Here is a 14971-nt window from a genome sequence, read left to right as displayed (position 1 = left end):
TGTTTCTTGCCGCAGAACACACCCCTGCCATTACACCAATCAACGCGCCCCCTCTCAAGAGGGGAATTTGTTTTTCTTAAACCAGGGCACAAACACACTTGTACTTTTCTGGTATCTTTTATAGGCCTCGCCTTTTGAGCGTAGGGATTGTTCTTCGGTGGCGGGGATGCCTGTTACCTTTAGCAGCAGGTATAATATAATTGCCGGACTAATAATTGCCAGTATGCCATATGGCGATGCCAGCGCGAAAACGAAATAAGAGAACCACATCAACCATTCAAAAAAGTAATTGGGATGGCGCGAATAATTCCACAGGCCGGTATCGCATACCTTGCCTTTATTAGCGGCATCTTTCTTAAATGTTGCGAGCTGCCAGTCGGCAATAGCTTCGCCGGCAACGCTGATGAACCAGAGGATTGCACCCGCATATTCCAGGGGCGAAATTTTGGTGCTTGTATTAAGTGTGCTGATAAAAAACGGAATGGCTAACAATACATTGGAAATTCCCTGGAATTGAAAAAAGAAGAAGAATTTTTTTTCGGAATTGGGCGCCCATTCTTTACGGAGTTGCTGATATCGGCCTTCCTCTTCATCTAAGTGTTTTAAAATCCGGGTAGCCAAATGGGTTCCCAAACGTAACCCGGCGATGATAACCATAGCGCAAATAAGTAACTTACGGTCATGATAGCCCGGAGCCAGCAAAAACAAAATAATGGCAATAACCGGGAAGTTGTACGACCAGAAGATATCAACCACACCCGCGTTTTTAATTTTATGCGCCCAAAACCATACTAATACCATAATGCCGCAACAGGCCAGCAGGCAGTAAATGATCAAGAGAAAAAGTGAGCTATTATCCATTTTTCTTGCCGAATAATTCTTTTAATCCTTCACCGGGTTTAAGCCGGAAGAGTTGGATAAGCACATAACCGCAACTGGCTATGCTGCCCAGTGTAACCAGTAGTATAAGCCATATTGCTTTACCTATAATGGTTTTCTCTTTATAACATACCCACACAAAAATTACCAGTACGTTGGCATAAAAATCCCAAAGGGTGGCGCGCATCCAGGGTATGGAACCGAGGTAATCCCACTCGGTAAACAGGTTGCTTTTAAGGCAGGTAGTTATTACCACATAACACATCCACACAAAAACAATGCTGAACAGTATTTTAAGGGCGCTGATCATGGGCTTATTTGGTTTTGGCAGCCTGAATGAATTTAAGCGCGTCATCGGCATGTTCCTTGCCTTGCAGCATGGCCGTATGCGAGTAAGCAATTTTGCCATGCAGATCAACTACAAACGTTTCGCGGCCGCTCATAAAAAATGATTTATGTACTCCAAACATATCGTAAACCTTATTATCTGGATCGCTAAGCAAGGTAAAGGGCAGCTTATAATGATCGGCAAAGGCTTTGTGGCTGGCAACCGTGCCGCCGTTTATACCGATAACCATTGCCCCGGCTTTGGTAAACTGGTCAAAACTATCGCGAAAGGCGCAGGCTTCTTTGGTGCAAACCATACTTTCGTCCTTAGGGTAAAAGTAGATCACCAATACTTTTTTTCCCACATAATCGGCAGTTTTAAATTCCTTGCCGTTTTGGTCTGTAAGTGAAAATGTGGGTACGGCATCGCCGGTAACCAGTTCTTTTTTTGATTGGGCCTCGGCCGCGCACGAAAACAGGAAAGAAGCCAGCAGGACTATGATGATGTATTTTAGCATGTTGGTATTATTTTCCATACGTACGAGAAACTTCCTGACAAACGATTTAAAATTGATAAATAAAAAAGGCCGTCAATTGTTTTAATTGATGGCCTTAAGTTGTATTAAACCACTGTTTTTAAACCAGGTTCTTTTTAATGTAAGTAATGCTTTGGGTAATGCTATCAAACGGATCGCCGGGGCATTTATCCTGCTCTACAAAAAAGTATTTTAAGCCCGCTTTTTTTGATTGTGCGAAGATCTTTTTAAAATCGATAATGCCATTGCCTACTTCGGTAAAATTGCGCTCGGGTGTTTTATCAAGGTCCTTTACATGCCATAGCGGGAAACGGCCCGGGTTTTCATTAAACAGCGCAAACGGATCCTGGTTGGCTTTGGTTATCCAGTACAGGTCCATCTCAAACTTTACCAGGTCCTTATCTGTATTTTGCAGGATGATCTCGTACGGGTATTTTCCGTTTTCCTGTATAAATTCAAAATCGTGGTTGTGGTAGCAAAGCTGTATGCCGGCCTTTTTACAAATTTCGCCGGCTTTATTGAGGCTGTCGGCAGTTTTTTTATAATGATCAAGAGGGCCGCGTTCCACATCGGCCAGGTATGCGCACACCATGTATTTAACACCGGCTTCTGCAGCGTCGGTAACGGCTTTATCCCAATCGTTAAGGATGGTGCCTAACTGGCTTGCACCATCAACCATTTCTTCGCCCAGGCGGTAGTGCGCGCTTGGCATAATAAGGCCGTTTTGCTTTAGCACGGCGGCAAAGGCTTTTGGTGTCATCCCGTAAAACAGCTCGGTACCCGTGTAAGTTGCTGCCTCAACAGAGGTATAACCAATCTTCGCTACTTTTGCCAGCGTGGCTACCGGATCTTTGGCCATAGCATCGCGAACGGTGTATAACTGTAATCCTATATACTTTTTATCGTACGCAAATAAATTGGGGGCTGCTAAAAGCCCGGCCGAAAGCACAGCCGAAGTTTTAATAAATGAACGTCTGGTACTCATATTAATATCTTTTGATAATTGGTTAACGTAAATATAGTGTATTATATACACCAAAAACAACAGACTAAAACTAAATTGAATGGTTTAGTTAAACTATTAAAGTTTACGATAGTCTGATTTGGCAAATGTCGTGCCTGTAAAACGCGGCGCATAGCCTTTCGCAATTAATGCCTATGAAACCTGCTTTACTTTTTATTGCTGTATTTATATTATCATGTGCTTTAACGGCTGACGCGCAAACCAGTGGCTTTACCATGCGTTTGCGCGGTATGCAGCCCCGGGCCGACCTCTTTAAGCAGGATGTTGACGATGGCGGCGTTGGCCTTAACGCGGGCTATTACCGGGTAGCCAAAGACAACCATTTTAGTTATGATGTTACTGTATTTGCCGATAAGATGAGCTACCGTTATTATGTTGATGATTACGATTATCTCAACGGCACCACCCTGTTTTCGGGCCTTGCGGCAACGCCAAGTTATTGCTTTAATCCCAGAGGTAACGTTCATATTTCAGTTGGTTTATCCCTCAAAGCCGGTTTTAACTGGGGGTTTGGGGTTGTTCACGAATATGCCCAGGGCGATGCAGATTCGGACCCAAGGGTTGAGAGCAAGTCAGCTTCGGCCGGTTTTACATCGGCATTTGCACCCATGGTTATCATCGGCATCCCGTCAGACGGTGGTGAAACAAGCGCGGGCCTTGAACTGGGTTACGATACCTCAGATTACGGCACGGGCGTAAATAAATTAAGGTCAAAGTATTACCCGCCATTAAATTACCATTCGGGGTATTTGTTTGTGGGGGTGTACGTGAGGTTTCAGTAGGCTATGATCTAATTTGTCACAAAGTTATTTCTCCAGTAATGGTTGCTTTACTCATTGCCCGTTGTGAGGATGGGTATAATAATTGGAGAAAGCATAATAGCGTTGCCAGTAAATGCCTTTTTATCAAATTTAAAATACGATTCCAAATAATCGTTAGTATAGTATTTATTGGAGTTGGGAAGATCGGTTTCGTAGGCGACCGGTATTAACAGTGAAACACTTTTATAGGACTTCACTTTCGCATATCGCTCAAAAGTGGCCTTATCATCATGGTGCTTTGGTTTAGTTAACCAGGCTTTTACAAAAGTGGAATCAGCACTATCAGAAAAACCTAACCATGTAACTTTTCCATCCCAATCTATATCAACTTTCAGCACCGTAAAAACGGGCACCTTATTATACATATAGGTCGGGTTGTAATAAGTATAATAGATAGTTACATAAAGTTCCCGGAATAAACTGTCCTCCATCGATTGTTTATAAGGCTTATTTCTGTTGGATTTGATATCATAATCAAGCTTGAACTTTGTTTGTGCATTTAAATAATCATGCGTGTATAAAACAATGGCAAATAAAATTATGATGATTTTAATAACCTGTTTCATGATTTTGGTTGTGTGGTATTTAAGCAAGGTAATACTGCTTGTTATATTTTAGGATGATAGTCTAAATATATAGCATTATTTCTGATAACATACATTAAAAATACTCCCGTTATGAAGCCCCAATCCAAGCCATTTTAAATCTCCATCTTATATTCTTCTATATCCTTCAAAAACTCCATGGCCTTTATCAGTTTTTTACCGCCAAAGCTTTCAATGAAGGCCTTAACCCATTTTATGTGGATATTTTTATAGGTTAATTTATTAAAAAGGTAAATAGATACAGCTACAAAAAAGCCCACGATTGTTAGGTTTATCAGCCAAAATGTTGCGCCGCCGTGGTCAACCAATTGCTGGTTATACCAAAAGGTGCAATACAATGGCGCTTGCAGTACCAATATACGGCCTACATTATTTAATGAGGTTTGTATGGTGGCCAATTTTTGCTGGGCCCCGGTAATGCTATCGGTAATGTTTACCTGATCAAGCAAGGCGAGGTGCCTGATGTAGGCTGCAACTGCAAAAATGTTGAACAGTGCAATAAGGCCAACCGAAATAACAAAGTAAATGTTGTTTAAAGCATGAAACACTAAAAATACCAAGAATATGATCCATAAAAGCCCAATCACAACACCAACAACCTGGTTGCGGCGAAAGGCGCCAAGATTATTTTCGGCCTTTTGGGTTTGTAATTCCCTTATTATTTTTTGATTAAGCTGGAGTGATTTTTCCAGCTTCAGATCGTATTTGTGCCACAATTGTTTAATAGCTAACTCTTCCATGTTATTACAATTTATTTGTTGAAAACCTTTGTTTTAATTGTTCTTTTATCCGGTTGATTTTTGTGCGGATGTTTGTTTCAGAAAGGCCAAGGATCTCGGCTATTTCCTTTCCGCTTTTTTCTTCGAGGTATAGCAATATCAAGGCCCTGTCAAGTTCTTTTAACTCGTTGATGAACTGGTGCAGCAGCGTTAGTTCGTGCTCTTTGTAGTTTATATCTTCGTCGTTAACAAAAGCGATCATACTTTCGGGCAATGCCGTTATCAGCTCATTTTTCTTTTTTTCTTTACGATAGGAGGCTATCGCCACGTTTAAGGCAACCCGATACATCCAGGTAGAAAATTTGCTCCGGTCGTCATAACTGGAAAATGAACGCCAAAGCTGAAGAACTATCTCCTGCATGAGGTCTTTTTTATCGTCCTCATCTTTTTTGAACGAATTGGCTATCTTGTAAATGATCCCCTTGTTTTGTTCAATTACCGCTAAAAATACTTCGTCCTGTTCAGGCGTGCCCATTGATTTGCTAATACTGTTACTAAAGTTATTTAACTTTTAGTGATTAGTTAACGCAAGGTGAGAAATGTCACAAGTCAACAGATAATTAGTTTGACAGATAATGTTGGGGGGCTAACCCATACCGAATTTAGTACGCCTATCAATTATGTAGTCCTTTTTACATGTAAACCACATTCTTTTGCATAAACTTGCAGTTTAAATAGTTGTTTAACCACAAACAGCCAATTATAAAGCATGAGTCAGGAGTTTTACCAGCAGATATTTAACAAGCAGCAAAATCTTGAGGCTGTACCATCAAACAAAGAAATTACCAAATGGGCGTTGCGGGTTATTCACCTGTTGTACCCCGAGCAAACGGCTAAGTTATTTGCTACCATTGATGAGCTGAAGCAGGAGTTTGCCTTGTTAGAAGCAGAGTTGCATCACATCATGGAAGCCACCAAAGCCTGCAGCGATTGCGACAATAAAAAACGTGCAGCCAGCTTTTTTGAAAATTTGCCCGCCCTTTACCAAACCCTGAATACCGATATACAGGCCATATTTAACGGCGACCCGGCCGCGCGCAGCGAATTTGAAGTGATTCGTACATATCCTGGGTTTTACGCCATATCGTTGTACCGTTTGGCTCACCGTTTATATGTAGATGATGTGCCGCTTATCCCGCGCATATTAACGGAATACGCGCATTCAAAAACGGGTATCGATATACACCCCGCGGCTGTAATTGGCGAATACTTTTATATAGATCACGGTACGGGCATTGTAATTGGAGAAAGTTGCAACATTGGCGCACATGTAAAACTGTACCAGGGTGTAACCCTTGGCGCGTTGAGTGTTGATAAAAGTATGGCCTTTACCAAGCGGCACCCCACGGTTGAGGATAACGTAGTGATCTACTCAGGTGCAACCATCCTGGGCGGCGAAACCATTATTGGCCGTGATAGTATTGTTGGCGGTAACGTTTGGCTTACCAAAAGTCTGCCGCCAAATTCAAGGATTTATCATACGCCAAGTCACCGGATACTAAAGCAGCTTACAAAACGCATCTTTGGATCAAAATAATAGTACAACTACCCCAAACAATGTAACATGGCTACACTCATTGATACCATAGGCAACACGCCGCTTGTTGAAATTAAAAGGCTTAACCCCAATCCTAATGTTAAAATATACGCCAAGCTGGAGGGGAACAACCCCGGAGGCAGCGTAAAGGATAGAGCCGCCCTCAACATGATCCGCAGCGCTATTGAACGGGGGGAAATTAAACCAGGCACCAAACTTATTGAGGCTACCAGCGGCAATACCGGGATAGCGCTGGCTATGATGGCCCGTTTGTTTGATTTGGAAATTGAACTGGTAATGCCCTCCAACTCCACCCGCGAGCGCACGCTTACCATGGAAGCTTTTGGAGCCAAAGTAACCCTGCTGGAAGGCATTGAACAATGCCGTGATTATGCCGAAGAAAAGGCCGCCACCGGCGAATATTATCTCATGAACCAGTTTGCCAACCCGGATAACTACGGTGCCCATATTAAAACAACCGGGCCCGAAATTTGGCGCGATACCGAAGGTAAGATCACCCATTTTGTAAGTGCTATGGGTACAACGGGTACCATCATGGGTAACTCTATTTATCTTAAACAGCAAAATCCGGAGATACGAATTGTGGGCTGCCAGCCAACCGAAGGTTCGTCTATCCCGGGCATTCGTCGCTGGCCTGTAGCGTATCTGCCAAAAATATTCGATGCATCAAAAGTAGACAGGGTGATAGACATCTCCGAAGCCGACGCTACGCTGATGGCCCGCAAACTGGCCCACACGGAAGGTATATTCGCAGGAATGAGCAGTGGTGGCGCACTAACGGCCGCTATTCAGCTGGCATCTGAGCTTAAAGAAGGTGTAATAGTTTTCATCTGCTGTGACCGTGGCGACCGGTATCTGAGCAGTGAATTATTTGGATAAACCCCTGAAGATCCGATTACTCAGCTATATCATAATTAACCACAACTGTTGGCAGCAGGGTAGCATTATCCAAAGGTACCTGGTTGTATGACATTATTGGCCTGCGCTTACTGTAAAAATCATATGCCTGCTGCTCAAGGGCTTTGCCAGCCACAGCAGGCGGGTTAAAGCTAATAGAGAACGGAATTATAAAGTCATGAAATTTTTCATGGTCTGGAATGATCCATTTATGGTTCGATTTTTTTAGTGCTTCAATAATAGGCGATACCAGGATTGCATCATCGGAATAATAAACAATGATTTTTTTAATGGTCCCTTTTTGATCGGCAGTAAATTTGAACACTGAAGTTCCTGTAGCCCTGGCTTTTATGATCTCTGGTGATACGGTAAGGCTATCCTTAAAAAAACGGGTTAATATAGGTGCGCCGCCCTGAAAAGGGAATGCAAGTTCTGTTTGGGCCTTAGCGCCAGCAGCCGATAATACGGCTATAAATAATACGATGATCTTTTTCATTTACTCTTCTTCTTTTGGTTCTCTTTTGCTGCCCAGGTACAATTCATACTCCAGCAGGCGGCAATCAAGCTTACCGTTATAAAACTCAATTCTTCTTGAAGGGCGTAAGCCTATCTTTTTGGCCAGATCGGGATTGCCTGTAAAAATATATCCGCGGTAGCCAAGGCATTTCTTTTTCATGAAATCGCCCATACGTGCATAGGTTGCTTCCAGTTTTGAGTGTACACCAAGGCGCTCGCCGTATTCCGGGTTAAACATTACTACGCCCGCATCCTCGGGTACTTCCGTAGCCTCAAAATCACAAACGGCAAAATCAATCAAATGGTCTACACCCGCAGTTTTTGCGTTCTTTTGTGCAATATCAACGGCATCTTCTGATATGTCTGTAGCTATGATCTTAAAGCCAATTTCTTTTTTTGCTTTATCTTTCAGCTTACGGCGCTCCACAAAAAACACGTTTTCATCGTACCCTAAAATATGCATAAAGCCATAATTCATACGGAACAAGCCGGGGTGTTTATCGGTAGCCAATAAAGCCGCCTCGATAGCCAGAGTGCCAGAACCGCACATGGGATTGATAAAAGTGCTTTTACGGTCCCAATTGGTAGCCATGATGGTTGATGTTGCCAAAGCCTCCAGCATAGGGGCTTTGCCAGGGATTTTGCGGTAGCTATGTTTTGCCAGCGTTTCGCCCGATGTATCCATGAATATATCGGCATCGCTATCCTGCCAGTACAGGTGTACCAGGGTTTTATTAGCTTCAGAACCAGAGTTCGGTCTGATCTCTTTTATAGCTTTAATCCTGTCCACAATGGCATCTTTTACCTTCACATTGGCAAACAACGGGGTTAAAATATGCTCATTGTTTACGTTTGAAGTTACAGAAAAATACCCGCTGAAGTCAATTAGTTTTTCCCATTCAATGGTAACCAATTCATCATACAATTGTTTAGGATCATCGGCCTTAAAGCTTTTGATAAGGTACAGCACCTGGCTTGCGCAGCGCAGGTTTAAATTAAGGGCAATGGTATCTGTTATAGTGCCTTTTAGCTCAACCCCGGTTTGAAAAACGCGGGTTGGCGTAAAGCCCAATGCCTCTACTTCCTGTTGAAGGTATGATGACAGCCTTTTGTTACAGGTGATTATGATTTTACTCTCGTTGTGGAAAACTTGCATATTAATTTGCAAAAATACGCATTATATACACCTGTTTTTTACATTCTATCTATTAACTTTACATTTTAATTATAAGCACTATGGAGATCAAAGGCAAAGTACATGAAGTTTCGGCAACACAACAGGTTACCGACTCTTTGAAAAAAAGAGAATTGATTATAGAATATATTGAAAATCCACAATATCCTGAGTACCTTAAATTTGAGGCAATTCAAGATCGTACAAGCCTTTTGGATAATACCAAAGTTGGCGATGATGTAGAGGTTTTCTTTAACCTTAAAGGCCGTAAATGGACTGATAAAATGGGTAAAGTTGTGTATTTTAACACATTACAACTATGGAAAATTAATGCTTTAAGTGCTGCAGGCGCTGCCAGCACTCCTGAATATGCAGCTCCATCAGCAGATATCAGCTCATCAAGCGATGATGACGATCTGCCATTTTAATTAAATTTTAAATTAAGCTACAATATGTAAAAGCTCTCTTTTGATAAAAAAGGGAGCTTTTGTGCTTGCTTGATTTTTTTGCATTAAACTAATGTATTTCATGAGATTTTCTATTTGATGTTTAAACTATTTTAAGGTAAGCTAATTGATATTTAGCTATTTAAACTGTTAAAATTTGTTAAATAGCACGTTTATCGGCTTATTTAAAATATTTTTGTTTTTACTGAAATGAAGAAAAGAAGCATCGTGTTGATTATCGGGCTAATGGCTTTTGCGCTTTTGGGTGTAATGGCTATGCAATTGTACTTTTTAAGGCAATCGTACCAGATGCAGGCTGAACTTTTCGACAGATCTGTTAATGAGGCTCTAAGCAACGTCGTATCCAAGGTAACCAAGCAGGATGCCAATAAATTTTTAAGTACCAAGGCGCAGGATAAAGTTGAAACGACAGACAGCCCGGGCCTAAGAATTGTAAAGAACAGTGCCAACAAACCATATATTGTAAAGGGAAAAAAAAAGCAAACCAACCGCGAAAAAAAGATAGCCCTGTTACGCGACAGCCTGGAGCGTATAATTATGCATAACAAGCTGGATGAGGAGCTAACCAATATGCTGCAGCAGGAAGGAGCTATTGATTTTAGCGTTAAAATGGAATCGTATACAGATGAGTTTGGTGTAGTGCATGTTAAATACACCCCCGAGCTCGTAAAAATAAATATCCCCCGTACGGTAAAAGGCCCTCAAAAGCTGCACAAATATGATACCCTGAGGTACATATACCCGGATCCTCAATTTGGCAAGCTGGTGGTATCTAAACTACGCTTAAACCCGCTTTGGCAGCGGGAACAGATCCGTAAGCAAAAAGAAAAACAGGTAACCCAGATTAAAAAGATGCTGCAGACAGATTCGCTGCAAAATTTAAATACGGGTAATAAAGCTACTGTTATTGAAAACCTAGCCGAAGAATACCGTAAAACCGGTGAGCCTTTAGACAAACGCCTGAGTCCTTTCTGGATAGATTCATTGCTTAGGTTTGAATTACATAACCAGGGGATTACGTCGCCGTTCAGCTATGAGGTTAGCACCGCAAACAGCGATTCATTGATATTTTCAAAAGCCAATGATGTAACCGGTCAGCGCCCCGACTTTACGGGCATGAACCCTTACCAAACGCTTATTTTTAGTAAAGATGTGATCAACGATCCTGGTTTAATCAGGCTGGTATTTCCGCAAAAAAACTCCTTGATATTAAGCAAGATGACAGCCACTATGGGCACTACCGGGGGGTTGCTGTTGGTATTGGTGTTTTGCTTTAGTTACACCATCTTCTCTATATTGAAACAAAAGAAGGTGTCTGAAATGAAAATAGATTTCATTAACAACATGACCCACGAGTTTAAAACTCCCGTATCAACCATCATGATTGCCAGTGAAGCTTTGCGCGATAGGGAGATTGCCGAAGACACAACAAGGGTATCGCGCCTTGCTAATATAATTTTTGAAGAGAATGAGCGTTTAGGTAGCCACATTGAGCGCGTGCTGAATATTGCCCGGATTGAAAAAAACGATTTTAAGCTGGATAAGAAACCGCTTGACGTAAATGATATGATAGCCGTTGTGGTAGATAGCATGGCGCTGAAACTGCATAAATGCAATGCAAAAACAACGCTTAACCTTTGCGAAGAAAGCACGGTTATTATTGCCGACGAATTGCATTTTTCGAACGTGTTATACAACCTTATAGATAATGCCATTAAATATAGTACAGACAACCCCGATATTACCATAAGTACCGCCACAAAGGGAGGCCAGGTGATTGTTAAGGTGGCGGATAAGGGCATAGGTATGAGCCGCGATCAGCAAACTAAAATATTTGAGCAATTTTATCGCATCCCAACTGGCAACCTTCATGATGTTAAAGGTTTTGGATTGGGATTGAGCTATGTAAACACCATTGTTAAGCGACTAAACGGTATTGTAAGCGTAAAATCTGAAAAGGAAAAAGGGTCGGAATTTGAATTGAAATTCTCGCTGGCTTAGGAGAGGAAGTCCGGAAGTCGGAAAAATCCGAAAGTCGGGAAGTGGGGTAGGTGCGAAAGCCGGGAAGTGAAAGCGATTTTAATATCAGAATAATATCTTTCGGACTTTCGGATTTTTCCGGCTTCCGGACTAAAAAAAACACATGAAAAAAATACTACTGGTTGAAGATGATGCCAATTTAGGTTTGCTGTTGCAGGATTACCTGCAGCTTAAAGGCAAATTTGATGTTGTTTTGTGTAAGGACGGCGAAGAGGGTTTGCGCGCCTTTACCAAACAGGTATATGACCTGTTGATATTGGATGTGATGATGCCCAAAAAGGATGGTTTTACATTGGGGAAAGACATCAGAAAGATAAACCCTCATGTGCCCATCATTTTCGCTACCGCCAAGGGTATGATAGAGGATAAAATGCAGGCCTTTAACCTGGGTGGTGATGATTACATTACCAAACCCTTTCGTATTGAAGAGTTACTGCTGCGCATAAACGCCCTGCTTAAACGCACTAGCGGTTCCGAAAAATCTGAAGAAGAAAAACAAACCAGTTTCAAAGTTGGGCGCTACACATTTGATTATACCACGCAAATTATCTCCATTGGCGATAGTAACCAAAAGCTATCAACCAAAGAAGCCGAACTGCTGCGCTTGTTATGTATGCGTAAAAACGAGGTGCTGACCCGCGAAGAAGCCTTGCTGAACATCTGGCACGATGATAATTATTTTAACGGGCGGAGTATGGATGTGTTTTTAAGCAAAATCAGAAAGTACCTTAAAGATGACCCCAATGTGGAGATCATTAACGTACATGGCAGGGGGTATAAGCTGCTTATTAATTAAGTTGTCGTCTAAAATATCTTCGGCATACGGGATAATGCTACCATTATTCCGTATGCCGAGTTACTTCACCTCCTTTTTTGTTAATCCAATTCAATCCGCTGATGCTGATACGGAATCTCGATATGGTTAAATCCTTTAGCCTTTAGTTTTTCACTAAAATGCTGCTGTACCTCGTATTCGCCATGCACGAGGAAAATCTTTTTAACCAGGGCCGGGTCCTGGCAGGCCAGAAAATGCAGCAGGTCCTCATAATCGCCGTGGGCGCTCATTGATCTTATCGATTTTACTTCGGCATTAACCTTGTACAGCTCGCCGTAGATATACACTTCATGATCGCCCGCTAATAAATGACCACCTAATGAGTTAGGCTCACAATAGCCCACCATTAGTATGGTATTCTTATCGCTGTTGATGTTATTTTTAATGTGATGCTTAACCCGGCCCGCCTCGGCCATGCCCGATGAAGAAATAATTACGCAAGGGCGCACATCGTTATTCAGGGCGATGGATTCCTCGGTAGATTGTATAAAGCGTAAACCTTTAAAGCCAAAAGGATTGGGGTCTGTCTTTAAAACTTCTTTCACATCTTTATTATATACCTCCGGGTGGTTCATCAAAACCTCTGTTGCCTTTTGGGATAGGGGGCTATCTACATAATAAGGCAGGTCAGGTAATACGCCTCTTAATTCTAATGCATTAAGTGCATAAAGTAATTCCTGCGTGCGCCCAACACTAAACGCTGGGATAATCACTTTCCCTTTTTTTACTTCGCAGGTTTGCTTAATGATCTCCAGTAAGGCATCCTCAATTGGTCCGAGATCTTTATGCAGAGAATCGCCATAGGTTGATTCCAGTAAAATATAATCGGCCTGGTCAAATGTTTGCGGATCATTCAGCAGCATATCATCATAGCGGCCAACATCGCCGCTAAAAGTGATGTTGGTAAGCTTTCCATCTTCCAGGATAGATACATGCACGGCTGCGCTGCCTAATATATGCCCGGCATCTGTAAATTTGAATTTCACACGGGGTGTTATTTCATGCTCCTGGTTATATTCTACAATTTTAAACAGACGCAGGGCGGTCATTGCCTGTTCGTCGGTATACAATGGTTCCAGCAATGGCTGGCCTTTGCGTGCGCGGTGCTTATTACTGTAAGCCACATCCTGCATTTGGATATGTGCCGAATCCATCAGCAGTATGCGGGCCAGATCCATAGTGGCCGATGTGCAAAATATGGGGCCGTTAAAGCCTTCGGCAACAAGGCGGGGTATTAACCCGCAATGGTCAATGTGGGCATGCGATAAAATCATATAGTCAACCTTTTTAGGGTTGAAGCCAAAATGCTCGTTCAAATCTTCAGATTGTTCGCCCATGCCCTGGAACATGCCGCAATCCAATAAAATACTGGTATCATCTTTTAGTCTGATAAGGTGTTTGCTGCCCGTAACATTACGTGCAGCGCCATGAAAAGTTATATTCATTTACAATATGGTGTTTTCAAATAAACCGGGCATGGCTGTAAAAGTTCTTAAAACAAATTTTACAACTAAATTATTAGTTGTAGATTTATTTTCTAAAATTCAACAGTTATGAAACTCAGTTTATTAATGGTTATGTTACTTTTTGTTAAAACGGTTTTTGCGCAACATATTGCCGATAGCTTTCAAAATGCCGAAGCTAAGGGGTATAGTATGCAAGCGCTGGATAAACAATACCCAAGCGCTATTGGCAGCGGCAATGTAGTATTTAAAGGGGATAATGAAAAACATTTAATAACCGCTTACACTGCCATGATACAGGATTTGAACGGCTACCTAAACAAAAACGATTTTAAATGGGGCGGCAAAGTGCACATATTTAACCGTATATATTTTGAACCCGATGGCAGCATAAGCTATTACCTGGTGAACTTAGCGCCAACCGGGCTAAACGAAGAAAGGCAAGCCCGTTTTTTAGCCCTGGTAAGTGCATTTATACAGGATTATAAGATAAATATAACCGCGAAAACCGGGTTTGCACAATGCAGTCCTATTACCTATCAGGATATAAATTAAAGCAACTAAAATTAAAACTAAAGATTTAGTTGTTAATTTGATTTATTGTTTTTACCTTAGATTAACCAATTGGATAGTTGGCGTGATTTTAAATAAACGCTAACGATTTTTACTTACAAGCACATGGAAATTAAAGAGTTAACCCGGGCCGAAGAACAAATTATGCAAGTGTTATGGCAACTGGAAAAAGCCTATGTAAAAGATGTGATCGATCTGCTACCTGAGCCAAAGCCGGCCTATAATACGGTATCAACCATTATAAGGATATTGGAAACAAAGGGATTTGTAGGGCACGAAGCATTTGGAAAAAGCCATCAGTATCACCCGGTAATAAGTAAAGATCAGTACCAGAACTTTGCTGCCGATAAACTGCTGAGCGGCTATTTTGATAATTCGGTGAACCGCATGTTTTCCTTCTTTGTAAAAAAAGAGAAGATAGATCTTAAAGAGGCTGATGCGATTATGAAACTAATTGAAAAACTTAAAGACAAATAG

Annotated in this window: 18 protein-coding genes; 8 read left to right on the top strand and 10 right to left on the bottom strand. The window is 41.7% G+C overall.

Annotation, left to right across the window (positions count from 1 at the left end; genetic code table 11):
• Window positions 1–54 precede the first annotated feature (54 nt).
• From BLS59_RS12100 to BLS59_RS12085, 4 genes are all read right to left on the bottom strand, one after another.
• On the bottom strand, window positions 55–861 hold the full coding sequence (locus BLS59_RS12100; RefSeq protein WP_091149528.1) for a DUF1295 domain-containing protein: 807 nt from the start codon (window positions 859–861) through the stop codon (window positions 55–57).
• On the bottom strand, window positions 854–1189 hold the full coding sequence (locus tag BLS59_RS12095) for a DUF1475 family protein (RefSeq protein ID WP_162842615.1): 336 nt from the start codon (window positions 1187–1189) through the stop codon (window positions 854–856). Before BLS59_RS12095 ends, BLS59_RS12100 begins: the two co-directional genes overlap by 8 nt.
• A gap of 4 nt (window positions 1190–1193) precedes the next feature.
• The gene (locus BLS59_RS12090; protein WP_091149597.1) at window positions 1194–1724 is read right to left on the bottom strand and encodes a peroxiredoxin; all 531 of its coding nucleotides are present in this window, start codon (window positions 1722–1724) and stop codon (window positions 1194–1196) included.
• Window positions 1725–1842: 118 nt separating this feature from the next.
• Entirely contained in the window at window positions 1843–2727 is an 885-nt protein-coding gene (locus tag BLS59_RS12085) for a sugar phosphate isomerase/epimerase family protein (protein ID WP_091149596.1), read from the bottom strand.
• A gap of 173 nt (window positions 2728–2900) precedes the next feature.
• Between BLS59_RS12085 and BLS59_RS12080 the strand changes: the two genes are divergently transcribed.
• Window positions 2901–3548, top strand: coding sequence for a hypothetical protein (locus BLS59_RS12080; RefSeq protein WP_091149526.1), 648 nt, complete (start codon window positions 2901–2903; stop codon window positions 3546–3548).
• A gap of 47 nt (window positions 3549–3595) precedes the next feature.
• On the opposite strand, the gene BLS59_RS12075 is transcribed toward BLS59_RS12080, so the two are convergent.
• The 3 genes from BLS59_RS12075 to BLS59_RS12065 form a co-directional block, all read right to left on the bottom strand.
• The gene (locus tag BLS59_RS12075; protein ID WP_091149525.1) at window positions 3596–4153 is read right to left on the bottom strand and encodes a hypothetical protein; all 558 of its coding nucleotides are present in this window, start codon (window positions 4151–4153) and stop codon (window positions 3596–3598) included.
• A gap of 134 nt (window positions 4154–4287) precedes the next feature.
• Window positions 4288–4932 carry a hypothetical protein gene (locus BLS59_RS12070; RefSeq protein ID WP_091149524.1) on the bottom strand — a complete coding sequence of 215 codons (645 nt, stop codon included), beginning with the start codon at window positions 4930–4932 and terminating at the stop codon, window positions 4288–4290.
• Window positions 4933–4936: 4 nt separating this feature from the next.
• Entirely contained in the window at window positions 4937–5446 is a 510-nt protein-coding gene (locus BLS59_RS12065; protein ID WP_091149523.1) for an RNA polymerase sigma factor, read from the bottom strand.
• A 234-nt stretch (window positions 5447–5680) separates the two neighbouring features.
• Here BLS59_RS12065 and epsC point away from each other — a divergent pair, with 234 nt between their 5' ends.
• A complete protein-coding gene (gene epsC, locus BLS59_RS12060; RefSeq protein WP_091149522.1) occupies window positions 5681–6508 on the top strand; it encodes a serine O-acetyltransferase EpsC in 828 nt (275 codons plus the stop codon).
• 27 nt (window positions 6509–6535) lie between these two features.
• Window positions 6536–7408: a cysteine synthase CysM gene (cysM, locus tag BLS59_RS12055; RefSeq protein ID WP_091149521.1), complete on the top strand. Its 873-nt coding sequence runs from the start codon at window positions 6536–6538 to the stop codon at window positions 7406–7408.
• 16 nt (window positions 7409–7424) lie between these two features.
• Here cysM and BLS59_RS12050 read toward each other — a convergent pair whose 3' ends face one another.
• The gene (locus BLS59_RS12050) at window positions 7425–7922 is read right to left on the bottom strand and encodes a hypothetical protein (RefSeq protein WP_091149520.1); all 498 of its coding nucleotides are present in this window, start codon (window positions 7920–7922) and stop codon (window positions 7425–7427) included.
• Window positions 7923–9098, bottom strand: coding sequence for a THUMP domain-containing class I SAM-dependent RNA methyltransferase (locus BLS59_RS12045; protein WP_091149519.1), 1176 nt, complete (start codon window positions 9096–9098; stop codon window positions 7923–7925).
• Window positions 9099–9178: 80 nt separating this feature from the next.
• On the opposite strand from BLS59_RS12045, the gene BLS59_RS12040 reads away from it, so the two are divergent.
• The 3 genes from BLS59_RS12040 (at window position 9179) to BLS59_RS12030 (ending at window position 12419) form a co-directional block, all read left to right on the top strand.
• Window positions 9179–9544 carry a DUF3127 domain-containing protein gene (locus BLS59_RS12040; protein ID WP_091149518.1) on the top strand — a complete coding sequence of 122 codons (366 nt, stop codon included), beginning with the start codon at window positions 9179–9181 and terminating at the stop codon, window positions 9542–9544.
• 228 nt (window positions 9545–9772) lie between these two features.
• Window positions 9773–11584 (top strand): sensor histidine kinase, encoded by a 1812-nt coding sequence (locus BLS59_RS12035; protein ID WP_091149517.1) that lies wholly within the window; start codon window positions 9773–9775, stop codon window positions 11582–11584.
• A 142-nt stretch (window positions 11585–11726) separates the two neighbouring features.
• Window positions 11727–12419: a response regulator transcription factor gene (locus BLS59_RS12030; RefSeq protein WP_091149516.1), complete on the top strand. Its 693-nt coding sequence runs from the start codon at window positions 11727–11729 to the stop codon at window positions 12417–12419.
• Between the two features lie 80 nt (window positions 12420–12499).
• Here the strand turns inward: BLS59_RS12030 and BLS59_RS12025 are convergent, their stop codons facing one another.
• On the bottom strand, window positions 12500–13903 hold the full coding sequence (locus BLS59_RS12025; RefSeq protein ID WP_091149515.1) for an MBL fold metallo-hydrolase RNA specificity domain-containing protein: 1404 nt from the start codon (window positions 13901–13903) through the stop codon (window positions 12500–12502).
• Between the two features lie 108 nt (window positions 13904–14011).
• On the opposite strand from BLS59_RS12025, the gene BLS59_RS12020 reads away from it, so the two are divergent.
• Window positions 14012–14476 carry a hypothetical protein gene (locus BLS59_RS12020; RefSeq protein ID WP_091149514.1) on the top strand — a complete coding sequence of 155 codons (465 nt, stop codon included), beginning with the start codon at window positions 14012–14014 and terminating at the stop codon, window positions 14474–14476.
• Between the two features lie 123 nt (window positions 14477–14599).
• Window positions 14600–14971 carry a BlaI/MecI/CopY family transcriptional regulator gene (locus tag BLS59_RS12015; protein ID WP_091149513.1) on the top strand — a complete coding sequence of 124 codons (372 nt, stop codon included), beginning with the start codon at window positions 14600–14602 and terminating at the stop codon, window positions 14969–14971.

Origin of the sequence: Mucilaginibacter pineti (assembly GCF_900101875.1) — a bacterium.
Taxonomy (GTDB): Bacteria; Bacteroidota; Bacteroidia; order Sphingobacteriales; family Sphingobacteriaceae; genus Mucilaginibacter; species Mucilaginibacter pineti.
Note: the sequence above shows the minus strand (reverse complement) of the source record. Positions and strands in the feature narration are given on the sequence as shown.